The sequence below is a fragment of the Sphingopyxis sp. Root154 genome (assembly GCF_001427105.1).
Taxonomy (GTDB): Bacteria; Pseudomonadota; Alphaproteobacteria; order Sphingomonadales; family Sphingomonadaceae; genus Sphingopyxis.
In genome coordinates this window covers 415,845-434,163 of record NZ_LMGI01000001.1, presented here as the reverse complement: position 1 = coordinate 434,163, position 18,319 = coordinate 415,845, and the positions used below count along the sequence as shown (strand labels likewise).

Genomic DNA, 18,319 nt, shown 5'->3' with positions numbered 1-18,319 from the left:
CGCAACCAAAAAATAATCACGAACTCAAGTCTTTGGGGAGAAGTCATGCATCAGATGAATTTCACGTCGCCGAACACGCCTCGTTTTCTGGCGCTGGCCTCGCTATCCTGCCTCGCGCTTGCCGCCCCCGTCCATGCGCAGGACGCCGCCGACGCGGATGAGGCCAATGGCGAGATCATCGTCACCGCGACCAAGCGCGGCGCGATGTCGCAGCAGGACGTGCCCTTCGCTATCCAGGCTATTGGCGGCGAGCAGCTCGAGCGGACAAACGCGCAGGGGCTTGAAGATTATGTGAAACTGGTGCCCGGCCTGAGCGCGGTGAGCTCGGGTACCGGCCAGTCGCAGATCGTTCTTCGCGGCATCAACAGCACGCGTATCACCCATGCGCAGCCGCAGGCGCAGGGCACGACCGCGCTCTATATCGACGAGGTCCCGATCTCGAGCACCGGTTTCAACACCGATCTCAATCTGTTCGACCTCGCGCGCGTCGAGGTGTTGCGCGGGCCGCAGGGTACGCTCTTCGGCGCCAGCTCGATGTCGGGCGCCATCCGCCTGATCACCAATGAACCCGACACGCGCGGGTTCGAGGGCAAAGCAAATATTTTCGGCGCGCTCACCGTGGACGGGTCGCCGAGCTACGGCGCAAAGGGTCTCGTGAATATACCGCTCGGCGAGTTTTTCGCTCTCCGCGCGGTCGGCTACGCCACGCATAGCGGCGGCGTGATCGACAATGTCGCGCCTGGTAATGTGCAGAAGGATTATGACGACGGCGATACGCTTGGCGGACGCGTCAGCCTGGCGTTCAAGAAGGACGATCTCAAGCTGATCGCAACGGTCATGCACAATGACCTGAAGACCGACGGCCGGCCCGACGAATATGTGAAATCGACGCGCCCGACGCTGCTCGCACCGATGACCGACGATCGCCAGACGGTGAAATTCTACGACGATTATTACAATGATCGCATCACCATCTACAATTTCCTCGTCGACTACAGCTTCGGCGGCGTCAATCTCACCTCCTCGACAAGCTACTTTGACCGCCTCTACAAGAACACGCTCGACGATACCTTCCGCATCGTGACGCTGCTCCCGGTCAGCCAGGCCGACGTCCCCTATGTGGGCTTCATCAACGACACGAAGACCAAGACGTTCGTCAACGAGACGCGCTTGTCCTCGACCGGAGAGGGACCGTTCAGCTGGGTTGTCGGAGGCTATTATCAGAAGGACAAGAAAAGCTTCGTTTCCTTCACCGACGCTCCGGGCTTCGACGCGGCCCTCGCGAAGCGCGGCATCCCCAACTCCTTTGCCTTCGGCACCACCCGCGCGGACCAGGTCTTCGAGGGAAACAAGGATGTGAGCCTCGAGCAACTCGCCGCCTTCGGGGAAGCGACTTACGAGATTGTCGACGGCCTCGAGGCCACCGCCGGACTTCGCTGGTTTGACTATAAGGTCGATGTCGACCTCCAGGCGGCGGGCATCTCGAACCGCGGCCCGAGCAGCGTCGTCGACTCGCTGAAGGAAGACGGCTTCAACAAAAAGGCGCAGCTCACCTACCGGATGTCCAAAGACAATCTCGTCTACGTCCAATATTCGGAAGGCTTTCGCGTCGGCGGGGTGAATGACTTCATTCCGACGGCTCCCGGCGCGTTGTGCGCGGGGCAAACCTACGACCGCGTCTACGGCTCGGACTCGCTCGAGAATTACGAGCTGGGCGTGAAGACCAGCTCGATGAACGGCAAGCTGACCTTCAACGCGGCGGCCTACCGCATCAAGTGGCGCGACATGCAATCGACCCGTTTTCTCCAGTGCGGCTTTTCGTACACGACCAATTCGGGTGAGATCCGCAACCAGGGTGTCGAGGTCGAGCTGGGCTATCGCCTCGCGCCCGGCCTGTCGTTCCAGTTCGGGGGATCCTATATTGACTCGAAGGTGACCGAGGCGACGCCGGGGTTCAACACGGTCGGCGATCGGGCGCCCTATGTTCCAAAGATATCGCTCGCCGGCTCGCTCGAATATTCCACCGACCTGTTCGGCGGCGAGGGCTTCATGCGCGGCGATATCAGCCATGTCGGGAGCAGCCTCAGCGAATTCTCGCGCACCTCGCTGAAGCTTCCCTCCTACACGGTCGTCGACCTTGCGGTCGGCTTCAAACAGGATGCGTGGGAACTGAGCATCTACGCCAAGAACATCCTTGACGAGCGCGTGGTCACGAACATCGATCCCGACCGCAACCAGCCGCCGCAATTCTCGCTGGGCCGGCCGGCGACCGTAGGGGTCTCGCTGACCCGCAATTTCTAGGGCGAGCAGGGACGAGGGCTTTGGCGGATATCTCGTCCCGACAACCGCCAGCCAGGAGCGTTTCCCGGGCATCTGCTATGAGGTGCAAGGGCCATGACGATGATAAGGATGGACATGACGAACGCGATCGAAGAAATCGGCCGGATCAAGGTCCGCACCTGGCGCCCAGCCGAGCCGAAGCGCCTCGTGGTGATTCTGCACGGCTACACCGAGCATGGCGGGCGCTATGCGCCGCTCGCGCAATCGCTCGCCGCGCGTGGCGCGCTTGTCGCCGCGCCCGATCATGTCGGGCATGGCCTCTCGGGGGGCGATCGGGGCGTCATGGCCGATCTCGATGCAGTAGCTGACGATGTCCGCGCGATCGTCGACCAGCTGGCCGGCGGGCTCGGCACGATAATCGTCGGCCATTCGATGGGCGGACTGATCGCGATCCGTTATGCGCAGCGGTTCGGGGCGACCCTTTCGGGGCTTGTGCTGAGCGCCCCGGCCGCGGGCCTCGCACCCTTTCTGGAAATGGTGCTGTCGGCGCCGGAGATTCCCGAGCAGGGGTTCGATGGATCGCTCCTGTCGCGCGACCCCGCGGTCGGCGAAGACAATGCGGCCGATCCGCTCGTCTACCATGGCCCCTGGGCGCGCGCGACCCTCGAAGCGGCGCTCGCGGCCAATCAGGCGGTCGACGCAGGGCCCGGCTTCGGTGATCTTCCCCTCCTGTATCTTCATGGGGCGGACGACCAGATCGTCGCGGTGGCCGGTGCGCGGCCTGTCGTCGAAAAGCTTGCCGGACCCGATAGCGAGACCCGGATCCTCGTCGATCAGCGGCATGAAATATTCAACGAGATCGGCAAGGAGAACACCTTCGCAATTGTCGCCGATTTCATCGATCGGGTGAGCCCCGCCGCGCCCGATTGAGCCCGATCCCCGCCAATTTCCATGTGACAGAAGGTAAAGAACGAAGATGGCCATAAGTTTCGACAACAAGATCGCGATCGTCACGGGCGCCGGCGGCGGCATCGGCGCGGCGACCGCACGCCGGCTCGCTGGCCTCGGCGCCAAAGTGGCTCTGACCGACATCAATATGGAGGCGCTGGAGGCGGTCACCAAATCGATGACCGACGAAGGTTTAGAGGTGTTCTGCTCGCGGCTCGACGTAACCGACTATGACGCGTTCCTCGCGCTCGTCGATGCGGTGGTGACACGTTGGGGCGGCGTCGACATTCTCGCCAATGTCGCGGGCGGCGGCGTGGCCGCAGCCAGCCAGCCGATCGAGCTCATGGAGGTCGACGCATGGCGCCGCAACCTTGAACTCAACCTGTCGGGCCCCCTGTGCGGAATGAAGGCCGTTATCGGCCCGATGCGCGCCCGCGGCGGTGGGGCCATCGTCACCGTGGGCTCGCTCGCATCGATCCGGATGTCCACCCATGGCGGCGCCGCTTATACCGCCGCAAAATCGGGGATCCTCGGCCTGACCCGCCACGCCGGTTTCGAATTTGCACGCGACAATGTGCGCGTCACCGCGGTGCTCCCGGGCATCGTCGACGGCGAGTTGATGAAAAAATCCCCTCCGGAAGCGACGAACCAGGCACGATCGAGCATCCCACTGGGCGAGATGACGACGAACGAGCAGATCGCAGACGCGATCGCCTTCCTCGCTTCCGACATGGCGGCGGGCATCACCGGGGAATATCTTGTCGTCGATGGCGGAATGCAGATCGGTAGCCCGACGAGCTCGAAAATCTATTTCGAGGCACGCGAGCGGCGCCTTGCCGAGCAAGGTTGATCGCGGGCCAATCCAGGGGCTGCGCAAGGGAGAATAGGCAATGGCGCGATATTTCAACAGCGAGGACAGGGCATGGACGCCGGTCGACGTCCGCGGCACCATGATGGACAAGGCGATTTTGTGGGACGCGGGTTTCGACATCCAGTCATCGATGTTTCGCATGACCCGGGACATGGTCATCGCGCGTCACACGCACCAGCATTGGGTCCAGGTCGTCGTCATCGAGGGCGAGATGCGGATCGAGGCGGACGGCGGCGAGGGCGTTCATATCAGGCAAGGCGGGTGCTACCTCCTGGCGCCAGGTGACACGCATGTCGAATGCGCCGTGACGGACAGCATCGTCCTCGTAACGCAGCTCGACGACCACCCGGCTTATCCCGTGCGGCGGCCGCAACCCCAGTCGACCACATTGTAGGATGCCGCCGGTGACGCATTCCCGCTCCGCTGACCAGAGGCGCGCCGCGAATGCCGGCGGTCGCGCGCTGCGCGTGATCGGCGCGGGCGCCGCGCGCGCTATTCCCGTCTCGAGACCTGCTCGGCTCCGGGCCTGCACAAGGAAAACAGCATGACCGAAGGCCGGAAATTCAGCCTTGCCTACGCTTGGTACGTCGTCGTCGTCATGTTGCTGGCCAACATCATCTCGCTGACCGACCGAATGGTGATCTCGCTTCTGGTCGTGCCGATTCAGGGCGATCTTCATCTCTCCGACACCGACATGGGCTGGGTGCTCGGGATCGCCTTCGGGCTCTTCTATTCGCTGATGGGCCTTCCCCTTGGCCGGATGGTCGACCGGTTGCACCGGGCGCGCCTCATCGCCGGTGGTATGTTCGTCTGGAGTCTGATGACGATCGCCTCGGGGATGTCAGACAGCTTTTGGGAGCTTTTCTTCGCCCGGATGGGGGTCGGTATCGGCGAGGCCGTACTCGCGCCGGCAGCCTGGTCGCTCGTCTCCGACATGTTTCCCCCAACGACCCGTGCGAAGGCGTTGAGTGTCATCCAGCTCGGCGGCATAATCGGCGCCAGCATGGGCTATTTCCTTGGCGGTTTTGTCTTCTCTCTGGCGCAATCGCCAGAGGTGTTTGCCGGAACATTCTTCGAGGGTCTTGCGCCCTGGCGAACCGTTTTCGTCCTGGCGGCGATGCCCGGACTCATCCTGATGTTTCTCGTCTTCACCATACGCGAGCCTCGTGCATCGGCGAAGGTCACGCCCATCCCGCTCAGCGAGGTGGTCGCCTATCTCAAGGGCTCGGGACGGCCGCTGCTGCCGATGTTCCTCGGCCTCGCGGGCCTCATGGTCACCGTGTTCAGCGTCAATGCGTGGACTCCGGCGCTGATCACCCGGAAGTTCGGCCTCGCCTCGGACGAGATCGGCTTCTATTTCGGCCTCGCGGCCTTCTTCGGCGGAGTCCCCGGCACGCTGGCCGGCGGCTGGATCACCGACCGCGCAATGCGTGCCGGATGGCACGGCGTCTATTGGACGATCCCGCTGATTGGTGCGGTCGGCGTGATCCCCGTGCTTCTGATGATCGACCGGATCGAGCAGCTCAATTTCCTCATCGCGCTTGTCGGCTTCTTCTATTTCGTGTCGCTTCTGCCAAACGGCGTGATCATCGCTTATACCCAGCGTGCTTCGCCGCCGCGCATGCGCGGGACGATCGGCGCGCTCAATATCCTGTGCGGTAACCTCATCGGCTATTCGGGGCCGGCCGCAGTTGCGTTCGTATCCGACGGCCTGCTCGGCGGAAAGGAGCATATCGGCGAGGCGCTTGGCCTTGTGGGCGCCACCTTCGCGCTCACGGCGGCGCTGCTCTTCGCACTCAACCGCGGCCGGATATCGGGGCTGTCGCGCTATAGCGAGAGCGGACCCGAGTTTCAGTCGATCTGATCGAATCCGATATGCCGGTAAAGATTGAGCGGCCGACGAGAATGTAAGGGGAGGGAAGGGGGCATAATGAACAGAGCCACTGAAGTCGACGTCAACAGCGCCGCCACGATCCTCGCCGTTTGCTTCCTTGCATCGGTGACGCCCTCGGCGGTGCTCTTGGGGCCGCTCATCGTGGGCGGCCTCATCACCGAACTCGGTTTCACGCCGCAAGCCGCAGGCAATATGATCTTCGCCGAGCTGAGCGGGGCGGCGCTCTCGACCTTCCTTGCGCTTTACTGGATCCCGCGTGCCGATTGGCGCCGTGTCCTGCGTATCGCGCTCGTGGCGATGGCGGGCTGCAATATCGTATCGGCGTTTCTCGTCGATGCATGGCTGCTCGGCGCCTCGCGCTTCATCTGCGGTATCGGCGTCGGTACCGTGATGGCCGCGACGCTCCTCGTTTGCGGCATGACCCGAAACCAGGAGCGCGTTCTCAGCTTCTGGCAGATGGGCCAGATTATCTTCGCGTCGATCGCGCTCGCTGCCATGCCATTCATCTTTTCGGCGATCGGGATCAGGGGCATGTACCTCATGCTCGCACTGGTCATGGCAGCGCTGATGGTCGCTGTCCCCTACATGCCGCGCGGAGGCGGCCCCGCGACAGGCCTTGCGTGGCGCGAGCTGCCCGCGGTCACGCGGCGCTATGCTCCGGTGGGCCTTATCGGGCTCCTCTTCTTTTTTGTCGCGATGGGCGGTGTCTGGAACTTCGCCGAGCGCCTCGGGGATGAAGCCGGTCTTGACCGGGAATTCATCGCGCTCACCTTGGCCGCGGTTTCGGCTTGCGGAGTGCTGGGATCGATATGTTCTGCGCTTCTCGGGCTTCGCTGGGGGCGCACGGCGCCGTTCGTCATCGGAACAATGACACTCGCGACGTCGATGCTCCTATTCTACGATGTCGGGTCCGCATCGCAGTTTGTCCTCGCAGCCTTCCTGTTCAAGTTCGGCTGGTGGTTCATCTCACCTTATATCCTTGCCAACATCACGACGCTTGACGCGTCGGGAAAGCTGGTGGCGGCGACAAACTTCGTGATCGCGTTCGGGCAGGCGCTTGGACCATTGCTTGTGGGTTTCATCCTCGCAAAGCGCGCGGGGCTCGATGCGCAACACGCCGACTACGCGCCGGCGATCGAAATGGGACTTGTTTGTCTCGCCTTGTGCAGCCTCCTTTTTATCACGGTCATCCGCGCAAATGACCGGCAGTCCCGCGGCGCGAGCGACGCGCAACGCGCCGCGACCGGCCCCTTGTCATGACCGTCAATCGGATCGTCGGCGAGCGCGCAGACCATTGACCCAAGAGGAAAGACATCATGCCTGAACTGAACGAGCTTGCACGCGGCGCCCGCGTCATGGTCACCGGGGCGACCGGTTACGTCGCGGGGCCGCTCATCAAGCGGCTGGTCGGTGCGGGCGTGCGCGTGCATGCCGCCGTCCGCGATCCAGCCGACACGGTGAAGCTGTCGCACCTCGCCGAAATTGCAGAGAGCGGACCTGGTGCAATCGAATTTTTCCGGGCGGACCTGCTCGAGCCCGGTAGCTTCGACGCCGCGATCGCGGGGTGCGAAATCGTTTTCCACACGGCCTCGCCCTTTCTCGACATGTCGAAGATCAGCGATCCGCAGAAGCAATTTGTCGATCCGGCGCTCGGCGGCACCATCAATATCCTCGACTCCGTCAATCGCACGCGGGGCGTCCGCCGTGTTGTCCTGACGAGCTCCGCGGCGACCATGGCGGGTGGCCCCGATGATATGGAAAAAACCGGCGGCGTTGTTGGAGCCGCATCATGGAACACGGTGTCATCGCTTGAGAACGGACCCTATCTGTTCTCCAAGACCGTTGCTGAGAGAAAAGCCTGGGAGATGGCCGGGGCACAGGACCGCTGGCGACTCGTCTCGATCAATCCGGGCACGGTTCTTGGTCCCGGCCTGAACGCCGACCCGACCTCCGCTTCCTTCGATCGCGTGCGCAGCCTCGGGGACGGTACATTCAAGAATGGCCTGCCGCCGGTTCGCTTTGGAATGGTCGATGTGAGTGATGTCGCCGAGGCGCATTTCCGGGCCGCATTTATCGAGGCGGCACATGGGCGCTATCTCGTCGCGGAAAACGTCTACAGCTTCGGTGACCTTGTCGAAATGCTCAAGTCCCGCTTTGGTGATCGCGATGGCTATCCCGCGAAAACGGCGCTGCCGGCCGACATGCCTCGCTATATCTGGGATACCGGAAGGTCAAAGAAGGAACTCGGCCTCTCGTACCGGCCGCTGGAACCGGCTCTGGCCGCGATGTTCGAGAAGATCGAAGCGAGGGCCGTCTGATCGGTTTCGATGAGACCGTCCATATTTGTCGCCAATCGCCAAGCCGATCTGGCCCCGCCTCAGGGTTATTGACAATTCATGTGAATTAGATAATTATTTCGCCTTCGCTCGCTTTGGAGTACGAATATTTCGTGGAACAACGGGTGGCCGCAGCAGGTGAAGACCAACCAGCAGCCGCACGGGTCGGGAAAAGCGAGACTGCGCATCAATCCGTCTGGCGCGATATCGTCTGTCGGAATTTCATCGAAAGCTCTCCCAGCCCCGCCGATCCCGATCGCTTTATTGGCAAGCTCTCTACCCGCCGTCCGGCTGGCCTTGATGTGGCGTCGATCATGTCGAGCGCGCAGACCGTCAGCCGATCGACAGCGGAGATCGACCGCTCGCCTTCGCAGTGCCTGTTCTTTATCTGGCAAGTCGATGGGCAGGGAAGCGTCGAGCATGATGGAGGGACGACGACCCTTGGGTGCGGCGATGGCGTGCTGTTCGATCCCAATCGACCCTATCGTTTGACGTTCGATGACGACTTTCGTCAAATTTGCGTGAAAGTTCCCCCGTCGTGGCTGCGCGACCGTTGCGTCGCGGATATCGACAAGGTTTTGGGCCATAAACTCGGAGTGCCGGCCCTGCATCCGGTCCTTGGCGCCGCGACGGCGGCCCTGATGATCGACAATGACGAAGCGGCCGCTCCAGCGGTGGATATGTTTCTGGAAATCCTTGGGCGCAGTATTTACTGGGCGAACCGTGGAAATGGGGGCGCTTCATCACGGATTCTCGATCATGCGGAGCGGCTGAGACAAACGATCGCGAGACATTATGCCGATGAAAATCTGACACCGTCCGTTGTGGCAGTCGCCATGGGATGCTCGCTGCGGCAAGTGCACAAGATTTGTGCTTCGCTTGGGACGACCTTTGGCAGGCTGGTACTGGAGGTCCGGCTGGGCGCGGCAAGTCGGGCGCTCGCGGGCGGAGATATGTCGGTGTCGCGGATCAGCGACATCGCTTACGAATGCGGCTTCAACGACCTTTCCCATTTTTGCCGGTCCTTCAAGGCGCGCTATGGCCGAACGCCGCGCGACTATCGTCGAGGGTCAGCCTGAAGGTCCTTTTTCATTTCAAGACGCTTGAACCGGTCCCGACGACGCTGGCGCCGGGACAGAGAAAGACCATGTCCTGATCCTTGCGAGCCGCGCCGAGGTTTCACGCGCCGATATCGCCCGAATGCGCGGTAACGCAAAAATAATGCACTCTTGTCCAAGAGGCGCAAGCCAAATGAGCGCACCTGCCCGCCAAGTGAAAAACAAAAGGGGGAATGACGATGGCGCTAGGCAGATCAACGGGCAGGGGGGCAGTTGCGGGCGCCTTGTTGCTGGCCGGCACGGGCTTGGCGCATTGCGCCCATGCGCAGGAAGCCGCCACGGCGGCATCCGGGGCGACGCCATCCGAGACCGGCGATGTTCAGTCCGGGGTGGAGGAAATCGTCGTCACGGCGCGTCGCCGTTCGGAGAATCTGCAGGACACGCCGGTCGCGATCACCGCCGTTTCGGGCAGCATGCTCGCCGATCGTCAGGCGACGTCGATCACGGCGCTCAACGACCTGGCCCCATCGCTTACCATCAATAGTTCCGCCGCATTTTCCGGTAGCAGTCAAACCGTCGCCGTCTTCATGCGCGGGATCGGACAGACGGATTTCACGCTGAATACCGAACCCGGCGTCGGTATCTATGTAGACGGCGTCTATATCTCGCGTTCCGTAGGCGCGTTGCTCGATCTGGTGGACATCGACCGCATCGAAGTGTTGCGCGGGCCGCAGGGGACTTTGTTCGGTCGCAATTCCGTTGGCGGCGCGCTCAACATCACCACGCAGAAGCCCACGAGCGAGTTCGGGGGCAAGGCGTCGCTGACCTATGGCACCGACAATCTCCTGATCGCCACGGGCACCATCAATGTCCCGCTGACCGATACGCTGTTCGTGAAGGCCAGCCTGCAGAGCAACACCCAGGATGGGTATGTCGAACGGATCGCCGACGGCATCAAGCTTGGCAACAAGGATAATCTGAGCGGTCGCCTGAGCCTGTTGTGGAATGCCGGAGCCAATACCGAGATTCAGCTTAATGCCGATTTCAGCCGTTCGCGCGAAAATGGTGCGCCTCTCGTGCTGAGCGAGGTCGCTCCCGGGGCGCCCTTTGCGGCGGCGCACAACATCATCGTCGCGCCCCAGCTTAACCCGGCGCTTCAGGCCTTCCCGAATGGCTGCCTCGATCCGGCCGGCGCCGCGATCGGCGGCAACGCCTGTTTCGACAACCGCTGGGTTTTGGCGGACCCGTTCAAAAATGCGGGAACCTACCCTGTCTTTTCGGATGCCGACGTGTGGGGACTGGGCCTGACGATAAAGCATGAACTGAGCGACGCGCTGTCGATCAAGAGCATCACGGCCTATCGCGACCTTGACAGCAAGTTCTCGCGCGAAAGCGACGGATCGCCGCTTCAGATCAATTCGACCGAAGACATATTCCAATATCATCAGTTCAGCCAGGAAATCCAGCTTTCCGCAGAAATGCTCGATGGAGGATTGAACGTCATTGCCGGCGGTTTCTATTTCGACGAGAAGGGCCACAATCCGAACATTGTCGATTTCGGCTTCGTTCGTTTCTTGAGCGGTGGTGACATTCACAATAGTTCGGTCGCAGGGTTTGGACAGGCGACGTATAAGATCAGCCAGCAATTGGCCCTGACCGCGGGGATACGGTATACGAGCGAAACCAAGCGTTTCACGCCCGATCAATTTGTGATCAGCGGCTATACGGTGCCATTCTTTCCGCCATTTTTGCAGTTCACGCCCGGCCAACGCCTGACGACCAGCGATCAGCAGGTTGTAAAAGCGAAAGAATGGACGCCGCATTTCAACTTGTCGTTCCGTCCCACGGACGATGCGATGCTTTATGTGAGCTATTCGCGCGGGTTCAAAAGCGGCGGTTTCACGCAGCGTATCTTCCCCGCGCTCACCGCGCCGCCCTCTTTCCAGCCGGAAACGGTCGATGTTTACGAAGGGGGCTTCAAGCTTGATCTGTTCGACCGGCGGTTCCGCCTCAACGGGGCGGGCTTTCTAACGGACTACAGCGATCTACAGGTTACGGTACCGGTGGGCGTGGCCCCGACGACGCAAAATGCAGCGCAGGCCCGGATCAAGGGCTTCGAACTGGAAGCGACCGCCGTACCGATCGATGGGCTGACTGCCACCTTCGCCGTTGGATATGTCGATGCCTATTATCTCGCGCTGGACACTCGCGTCAGCCCGACGATCACGCTCGACAGCAAATTTCCCGGCACGTCGGATTGGACGCTGAACGGGTCGCTGCAATATGGCGCGCCGATCGGCAAGGGGCTGACGTTAACGCCATTGATCGGGTGGAGCTATCGCAGCGAATTCTCCTTCGACGCGGAAAATTTCGTCGGACAAGGCGGCTATCATCTGGTCGATGCCAGCATCAAGCTCGCCAATACGGAAACTGGCTGGTCGGCGCTGGTGTTTGGTAAAAACCTGACCGACGAACTTTATTATAGTCATGGTGAGCAAATCCTCAATCCAGGCGGATTCAAGCAGGTTTCACCGGCACGGGGACGCCAGATCGGCCTGACTCTGGCAAAAGAGTTCTGACGCGGCACCATTCTTCTCGCGAGGCGACACGCGATCATCCGAAAATTTGGCGCGCGGCATCAGGGCCCGGCATCCTTCGGTTCATCGGGGTGATGGCCGAGCGGCATTGGGAAAAGAGGATTAATCCATGACCGAGAAACAGACTCCATCGCGTCAGCCATTTCTGGCGGCGGCGGTTCAGGCCGCTCCTGCCTATCTGGACCTTGAGGCCGGGGTCGAAAAGACCATCGCCTTGATCGAGGAAGCGGCCGGCAAGGGCGTGAAGCTGCTAGCCTTTCCCGAATGCTGGCTGCCCGGTTATCCGTTCTGGGCATGGCTGGACCCGATGATCGGAACCATGCCCTATATCGGCATCCACACTGCGAACTGCATGACGGCCGACGGGCCTGAAGCGACAAGAATCGCCGAAGCCGCGAAGGCGAACGATATGTGGGTCGTGCTCGGCTACAGCGAGCGCAGCAACGGCACGCTTTATATCGGGCAGCTCATCATCGCCAGTGACGGAACGATCACGCCGCGCCGCAAGCTGAAGGCGACCAGCGTCGAACGTACCATTTTCGGGGAGGGAGATGGCAGCGACATCAAGGTCCACCAGACATCGCTCGGCAATATCGGAGCGCTTTGCTGCTGGGAGCATATCAATCCGCTGACCAAATACGCGATGTTCGCCCAGAACGAGCAAATTCATGTCGGCGCCTGGCCAAGTTTCTCGCTTTACCCGGACAAGGCCTATTCGCTCGGCCCCGAAGTCAGCATGGCGTTGAGCCAGGTCTATGCGGCGGAGGGGCAATGCTTCGTCATTGCCTCCTGTGGGGTCGTATCGCCCGACATGCACGAGCGATTGTGCGACACGCCCGCCAAGCAGGAAATGCTCCACGCGGGCGGCGGTTATGCGATGATCTGGGGCCCCGATGGACGCCCGCTGGCTCGGCCGTTGGCGCCCGATGAAGAGGGCCTGGTGATTGCTGAAATCGACCTGAATCTGATCGCATATGCCAAGACGGCAGGTGATCCCGTCGGCCATTATGCGCGCCCCGACGTATTTCGCCTTCTGTTCAACCCGTCGCCCGCGCCCTGTGTTCAGCGCATGAATGCGCAGGATTCCGGCGATGACAAACGCTCCGCCTTTGTCGTGCTGGATGGCCGGGCGTCAGCGGACTCCACGATCCCCGGTCTATCGAACTGAACGCGGAGAGCCTTCGCAGGAGATCGCACGAGCATGTCAGAAAAACCAGTCCCTTCGGCGCGTCGGCGCGCTGCTCCTGTCCATCAGCCTGAAGGCTTCAAGGCCGAATATGATGCTTTCGAACCGCGCTTCGCCGCGGGGGTCGACAACCTCATGCTGGCCATGTTCGGCATCGAAAACCGGGGCGGCGACGCTTCGGATATCAGGCGGCGGCTGCTTTCCACATTGGGCGGTCCGCAAGGCCCCGACGTGCTGGAACATGGCGGCGTGCACGAAGGCTATGGCCCTTCCGGGGAGATTTGGTTCGCCTATTGGCGCGACCCTGCCGCATATGATCGGTGGACGGCCCAGTCCGGAATCGAAGAGCTTTTCGCCGATGCTGCGCTGCTCGATGGACCGCTCGGTCTGTGGCGCGAGTATGGCCTCCTGTCGCTCGATCACCACGAAACCTCCGGTTCACGTCCCGATGATCTGACCGGGATTGCGACGATCGCGGATGCGGTCGCGATAACGGAAATCCATGGATATTGGGGAAGTGCCCGGGACCGCCTGGTCGCGGCCGCTGAAGATCCGCTGGATGCGGAATTGAACCTTGTTCCGAAAGATCGCGGCTTGAGGACGCTCGGCGTCCGGCTGCGCGTGAGTCCTCCACATAATATATGTCTCATCCGGACGTCGCAGGATGTAAATCGCGCCGGCCCGGAGCAGATGGCATGGTATCGCAATGAAGTTGAGCCGACCTTCCTGACCGGCCTTCGCTACTTGCGTGAAAACGGGGAGGCGAGCGGTTGCATTGGTGGGCGCTTCGTCATCGAGAAAGATGACGAGGGCTGTGACGCGGGGCGGAGCTGCGCCGTTGCCTATTTCACCTCGCTGGGCACGCTTGAGGCGTGGACGCACCGACACCCGACCCATGAAGCGATCATGGCGTCCTTCATCAATATGGTTCGCCAGTTCCAGGGTGAGCCCGGCCTGCACCTCTGGCACGAGGTTTCGGTGTTTCCGCGCGGCACGCTGTCCGGCGATTATGTGAACTGCACGGTTGACGGCGGGCTGCTTCGCCTTGCGGCCGACCCGGAAGGTTGAGCGGCGCAAAAGCGTCCTCGACGGCGATGCAGATAGGGGGCGCCATCGCGTCTGGCATCGCTTTTCAATCTACAGCTTTGATAATGGGTTAAAAATCAACGGTTGTTGATCGCTTCCGCTCCCGGAGCCGCGCGTCAATATTACTTGCATATTCAAGTTTATATCGATAGCCATCTGGCGGGAGAGGAAGATCGCGATGGCAATCGAGGCAAAAGATTCGATCTATTCAACTTTTGCGGCGGCGGCGGCGCGCTGGGGGGACCGTCCTTTCCTGCACGCACCCGCCGACGCGATCGGGACACCCGAGGCTTTCGACCGCGATTTCGGAGACGCCGCGGAGGAGGTCGAGGCGCTCCGCCGCCGCTACGAGATTCTCGGATATGGCTTCGGCCACCGCATCGGGTTGGCGCTCGACAATCACCCCCAGTTCTTTCTGCATTTGCTCGCGCTCAATGCACTCGGCGCGAGCGTTGTTCCGATCAACAGCGCGATGCGCGCCGAGGAACTGGCCGCGATCCTGGGCATGGCCGATCTCGACCTGGTCGTCAGCTGGCCGAAGCATTTTGGCGGTTTCGGAACCGCCCAGGGAATCGCCTTATGTTTCGTTCCGCTGGCGCCCGCGAGCCTTGATGGCTGTCCGGCCGCATCGCGTCCGGTCCGCGATGGCAGAGCTGGCGCGGACGATGAGGCTGCGATGCTCTTCACCTCGGGAACGACGGGACGACCGAAAGGGTGCGTGCTGTCCAATGCCTATTTCACCTGGATCGGTGATTTTTACGCCAATCTGGGCGGATATTGCGCGTTTCGCGAGGGCGAAGATCGCATCCTGACGCCCTTGCCGGTCAACCATATGAACGCCATCGCCTGTTCTTTCATGGCCGCGATCATGACAGGCAGTTGCCTGATCCAGCTCGACCGGTTCCACGCGTCGCGCTGGTGGCGCACGGTGCGCGAAACGCGCGCGAGCGTCATCCATTATCTGGGCGTCATGCCGGCGATCCTGCTTCAGCGCGCCGAGGACGAAGCGAGCGGACTTCCGGTGCGCTTTGGCTTCGGCGCCGGCGTTGACCCACGCCACCACGCGGCGTTCGAGACGCGCTTCGGCTTTCCGCTGATCGAAGCTTGGGCGATGACCGAGACCGGTGCGGCGGCATGGATCACCGCCAATCGCGAGCCACGGCACGTCGGCACCCGCTGCTTCGGCAAGGCTCCCGCGCATCTCGAAGCGCGCGTCGCCGACGACAAGGGAAACGCGCTCGCAGACGGCGAGGCGGGGGAATTGCTGGTTCGCGCGCGCGGGGACGATCCGCGCCTCCATTTCTTCACGGCTTATTACAAGGACGCCGCCGCAACCGACGAGGCGTGGGCCGGGGGGTGGTTTCACACCGGCGACGTCGTGCGCCGCGACGACGAGGGCAATTTCTATTTCGTCGACCGGAACAAGAATATCGTTCGCCGAAGCGGAGAAAATATCGCCGCCGTTGAGGTCGAAGGCGTGCTGATGCAGCACCCTGCGGTCGCGGCCTGCGCGGTTCTCCCGGTCGAGGACGAACTGCGCGGTGAGGAAGTGATGGCCTTGGTCCTGCTGGCCGAGGGCGCTGGCGACGCAACGCTAGCGGCCGACATTGTCAATCATTGCCTTGATCGCCTCGCCTATTTCAAGGCGCCGGGCTACGTCGCATTTGTCGATCAACTCCCCACCACCGCTTCGCAGAAACTGCAGCGCGGCGAAATCCGTACCTTGGGTCGCGCGCTGCACGCGACCGGCAATGCGCATGATTTGCGAACGCGCAAGCGCGGGTTGAGGGCGGTAGGATGATCGGCGGAAGCGGGCAGGGCGGCGCGCGCGATTATCGCGGCATCGCTGTCGCCTGTCCGGTGACCGTGCCCTATGTCAAGCAGGCTAAGCAGCCCGCACACTGGTTCATCGGCAGCGCATTGCGCATGCTTCTCGAGCGGACGGGCCTGGACAAGGCGGCGGTCGACGGGCTCGCCGTGTCGTCCTTCTCGCTCGGCCCCGATACCACCGTTGCGCTCACCGAACATTTCGACATGTCGCCGCGCTGGATCGAGTGGTTGCCGACCGGCGGCGCGAGCGGCGTCATGGCCTTGCGCCGCGCGGCGCGCGCGGTGCAGGACGGCGACGCGTCGATCGTCGCCTGTATTGCCGGCGACACGGCCAGCCCCGGCGACTTTGGCGACCTGGTCCGCAATTTCAGCCGCTTTTCCGGCACGGCCGCCTATCCCTATGGCGGGGCCGGGCCGAACGGCATTTTCGCACTGATCACCGACCATTATATGCGGCGCTTCGGAGCTACGCGCGCCGATTTCGGCCGCATCGCGGTATCGCAGCGCGTCAACGCGCGGGATAATCCCAATGCATTGCTCGGCGGAAAAGCCCTGAGCCTTGACGCTTATCTTGCCGCCCCCCCGATCGCCGAGCCGCTCCATCTCTATGATTGCGTGATGCCCTGCGCCGGCGCCGAGGCCTTTCTGGTAATGGACGAGGCGCGCGCGCGGGCCATGGGGCTGCCGCATGCCCGCATCAGGGGCGCGATCGAGCGGCATAATGGCTTTTTCGACGATCCGGTCGCCGAACGTGGTGGCTGGGCAATCGACTGCGATGCCCTTTACGCGCAGGCCGGGGTCGGTCCCGAGGATGTGAGCTGTTTGCAGAGCTATGACGATTACCCGGTCATCGTTGCCCTGCAGCTCGAGGGGCTCGGTTTTTGCGCTCAAGGCGAGGCGCCGGCCTTTCTGCGCGCGCGCGATTTCACCGTCGAGGGCAATTTTCCGCACAACACCTGCGGAGGGCAGCTTTCGAGCGGGCAGGCGGGGGCCGCGGGCGGCTTTTTGCCGGTCGTGGAGGCGCTGCGGCAAGTGACGTACCAGCCGCTGGGACAGCAGGTGCCCGGTGCGCGCATCGCACTTGCGAGCGGCTATGGCATGGTTACCTACGACCGCTGCCTGGCGAGCGGCGCCGTGCTGGTCGAGGGGGCAGCGTGACGATCCGGCTCCAGACCTGTGCAGGGTGCGGTGCGCGCCAATATCCCGAGCGCGACCTTTGCCGGGTCTGCCTGGCCGACGAACTCCGCCTGGTCGACGATCACGGGCGGGGCCGCCTTATCGCCGAAACGAAGCTCCATCGCAGTCTCGATCCAGCCTTCGCCTCTGAACTGCCGCTAAGGATCGGCACCGTCGCGCTCGAGGCCGGCGTGCGGTTGATCGCCTTTCTCGCCCCCGGCGCGGCACCCGGCGATACGGTCGTGCTCCGCGCCGCGCGCCGAGGAGAACAGACCATTTTCATCGCGGAAAAGGAACAGCGGGAATGATCGACACGGATGCCAGGACGGTCGTCGTCACGGGGGGCAACGCCGGGATCGGCGCCGCGATCACGCGCACGCTGCTCGACGAGGGCGCGCGGGTGATCAACATTTCTCGCGGTGAAGCAGCATTCACCCATGAGCGGCTCCACACGATATTGGCGGACCTGGCCGATCGGACCGAGCTTCGGCGGATCGGGGCGGATGTCGCGGCGTCCGGCGCCACCGCCCTGGTTCACAATGCTGGCGTCATTCGGCCCGCCCCGCTCGAAGAGGTGGCGGACACCGATCTCGATTATCTCGTCGATCTTCATCTTCGTGCCGCCATCCATCTGGGCCAGGCGATGTTGCCGGCGATGACGTCGGCCGGATCTGGGCGCATCGTACTGATTTCCTCGCGCGGCGCGCTCGGGCTGCAGGGGCGCACCGCTTATGCCGCCACCAAGGCGGGCATGGTCGGAATGGCGCGGACCTGGGCTCTCGAACTCGCCGGTCGTGGTGTGACCGTCAACGTCGTTTCGCCGGGGCCGGTCGAAACAGACATGTTCCACGAACTGATTCCCGCCGATTCCGAGCGTAAGCGGCGCGTCGCGGCATCGATTCCCGTCGGCCGGATCGGGCGGCCTGGCGATGTCGCCGCAGCCGTCCGCTTCTTTCTCGACCCGGCGGCGGACTTTGTCACAGGCCAGAACCTGTTCGTCTGCGGCGGCGCCAGCCTCGGCCAGATCCATTTGTGATGGCTATTCGAAACGAATTGG

Annotated in this window: 15 protein-coding genes; all 15 read left to right on the top strand. The window is 62.5% G+C overall.

All coding sequences use genetic code 11. The annotated features are described in order from the left end of the window. The first annotated feature begins 45 nt into the window (after positions 1-45). The 15 genes from ASD73_RS01880 to ASD73_RS01810 all read left to right on the top strand — a co-directional run bounded on the left by ASD73_RS01880 (position 46) and on the right by ASD73_RS01810 (position 18,298). Positions 46-2,301, top strand: a complete 2,256-nt coding sequence (locus ASD73_RS01880) for a TonB-dependent receptor (RefSeq protein ID WP_056369627.1) — start codon at positions 46-48, stop codon at positions 2,299-2,301. A gap of 114 nt (positions 2,302-2,415) precedes the next feature. Beyond that, a complete protein-coding gene (locus ASD73_RS01875; RefSeq protein ID WP_162248123.1) occupies positions 2,416-3,210 on the top strand; it encodes an alpha/beta fold hydrolase in 795 nt (264 codons plus the stop codon). Between the two features lie 46 nt (positions 3,211-3,256). Then, on the top strand, positions 3,257-4,078 hold the full coding sequence (locus tag ASD73_RS01870) for an SDR family NAD(P)-dependent oxidoreductase (protein ID WP_056369630.1): 822 nt from the start codon (positions 3,257-3,259) through the stop codon (positions 4,076-4,078). A gap of 40 nt (positions 4,079-4,118) precedes the next feature. After that, positions 4,119-4,493 (top strand): cupin domain-containing protein, encoded by a 375-nt coding sequence (locus ASD73_RS01865; RefSeq protein WP_056369632.1) that lies wholly within the window; start codon positions 4,119-4,121, stop codon positions 4,491-4,493. Between the two features lie 150 nt (positions 4,494-4,643). Beyond that, a complete protein-coding gene (locus ASD73_RS01860; protein ID WP_056375912.1) occupies positions 4,644-5,963 on the top strand; it encodes an MFS transporter in 1,320 nt (439 codons plus the stop codon). 66 nt (positions 5,964-6,029) lie between these two features. Then, positions 6,030-7,253, top strand: coding sequence for an MFS transporter (locus ASD73_RS01855; RefSeq protein ID WP_056369636.1), 1,224 nt, complete (start codon positions 6,030-6,032; stop codon positions 7,251-7,253). Between the two features lie 56 nt (positions 7,254-7,309). Further along, positions 7,310-8,311, top strand: coding sequence for an NAD-dependent epimerase/dehydratase family protein (locus ASD73_RS01850; RefSeq protein ID WP_056369638.1), 1,002 nt, complete (start codon positions 7,310-7,312; stop codon positions 8,309-8,311). A gap of 131 nt (positions 8,312-8,442) precedes the next feature. Next, positions 8,443-9,408 (top strand): helix-turn-helix domain-containing protein, encoded by a 966-nt coding sequence (locus tag ASD73_RS01845; protein WP_162248122.1) that lies wholly within the window; start codon positions 8,443-8,445, stop codon positions 9,406-9,408. Between the two features lie 266 nt (positions 9,409-9,674). Further along, on the top strand, positions 9,675-11,966 hold the full coding sequence (locus ASD73_RS01840; protein ID WP_162248121.1) for a TonB-dependent receptor: 2,292 nt from the start codon (positions 9,675-9,677) through the stop codon (positions 11,964-11,966). 127 nt (positions 11,967-12,093) lie between these two features. Then, complete coding sequence (locus ASD73_RS01835) at positions 12,094-13,152, top strand: carbon-nitrogen hydrolase family protein (RefSeq protein ID WP_056369645.1); 1,059 nt, start codon at positions 12,094-12,096, stop codon at positions 13,150-13,152. Positions 13,153-13,185: 33 nt separating this feature from the next. Beyond that, complete coding sequence (locus tag ASD73_RS01830; RefSeq protein ID WP_056369648.1) at positions 13,186-14,238, top strand: phenylacetaldoxime dehydratase family protein; 1,053 nt, start codon at positions 13,186-13,188, stop codon at positions 14,236-14,238. Between the two features lie 196 nt (positions 14,239-14,434). Then, positions 14,435-16,057: an AMP-binding protein gene (locus ASD73_RS01825; protein ID WP_056369650.1), complete on the top strand. Its 1,623-nt coding sequence runs from the start codon at positions 14,435-14,437 to the stop codon at positions 16,055-16,057. Then, positions 16,054-17,244, top strand: coding sequence for a thiolase family protein (locus ASD73_RS01820; RefSeq protein ID WP_056369652.1), 1,191 nt, complete (start codon positions 16,054-16,056; stop codon positions 17,242-17,244). The genes ASD73_RS01825 and ASD73_RS01820 overlap by 4 nt, the downstream gene beginning before the upstream one ends. Beyond that, entirely contained in the window at positions 17,241-17,570 is a 330-nt protein-coding gene (locus ASD73_RS01815) for a Zn-ribbon domain-containing OB-fold protein (protein WP_056369654.1), read from the top strand. Before ASD73_RS01820 ends, ASD73_RS01815 begins: the two co-directional genes overlap by 4 nt. After that, entirely contained in the window at positions 17,567-18,298 is a 732-nt protein-coding gene (locus tag ASD73_RS01810) for an SDR family NAD(P)-dependent oxidoreductase (protein ID WP_056369656.1), read from the top strand. The genes ASD73_RS01815 and ASD73_RS01810 overlap by 4 nt, the downstream gene beginning before the upstream one ends. Positions 18,299-18,319 lie beyond the last annotated feature (21 nt).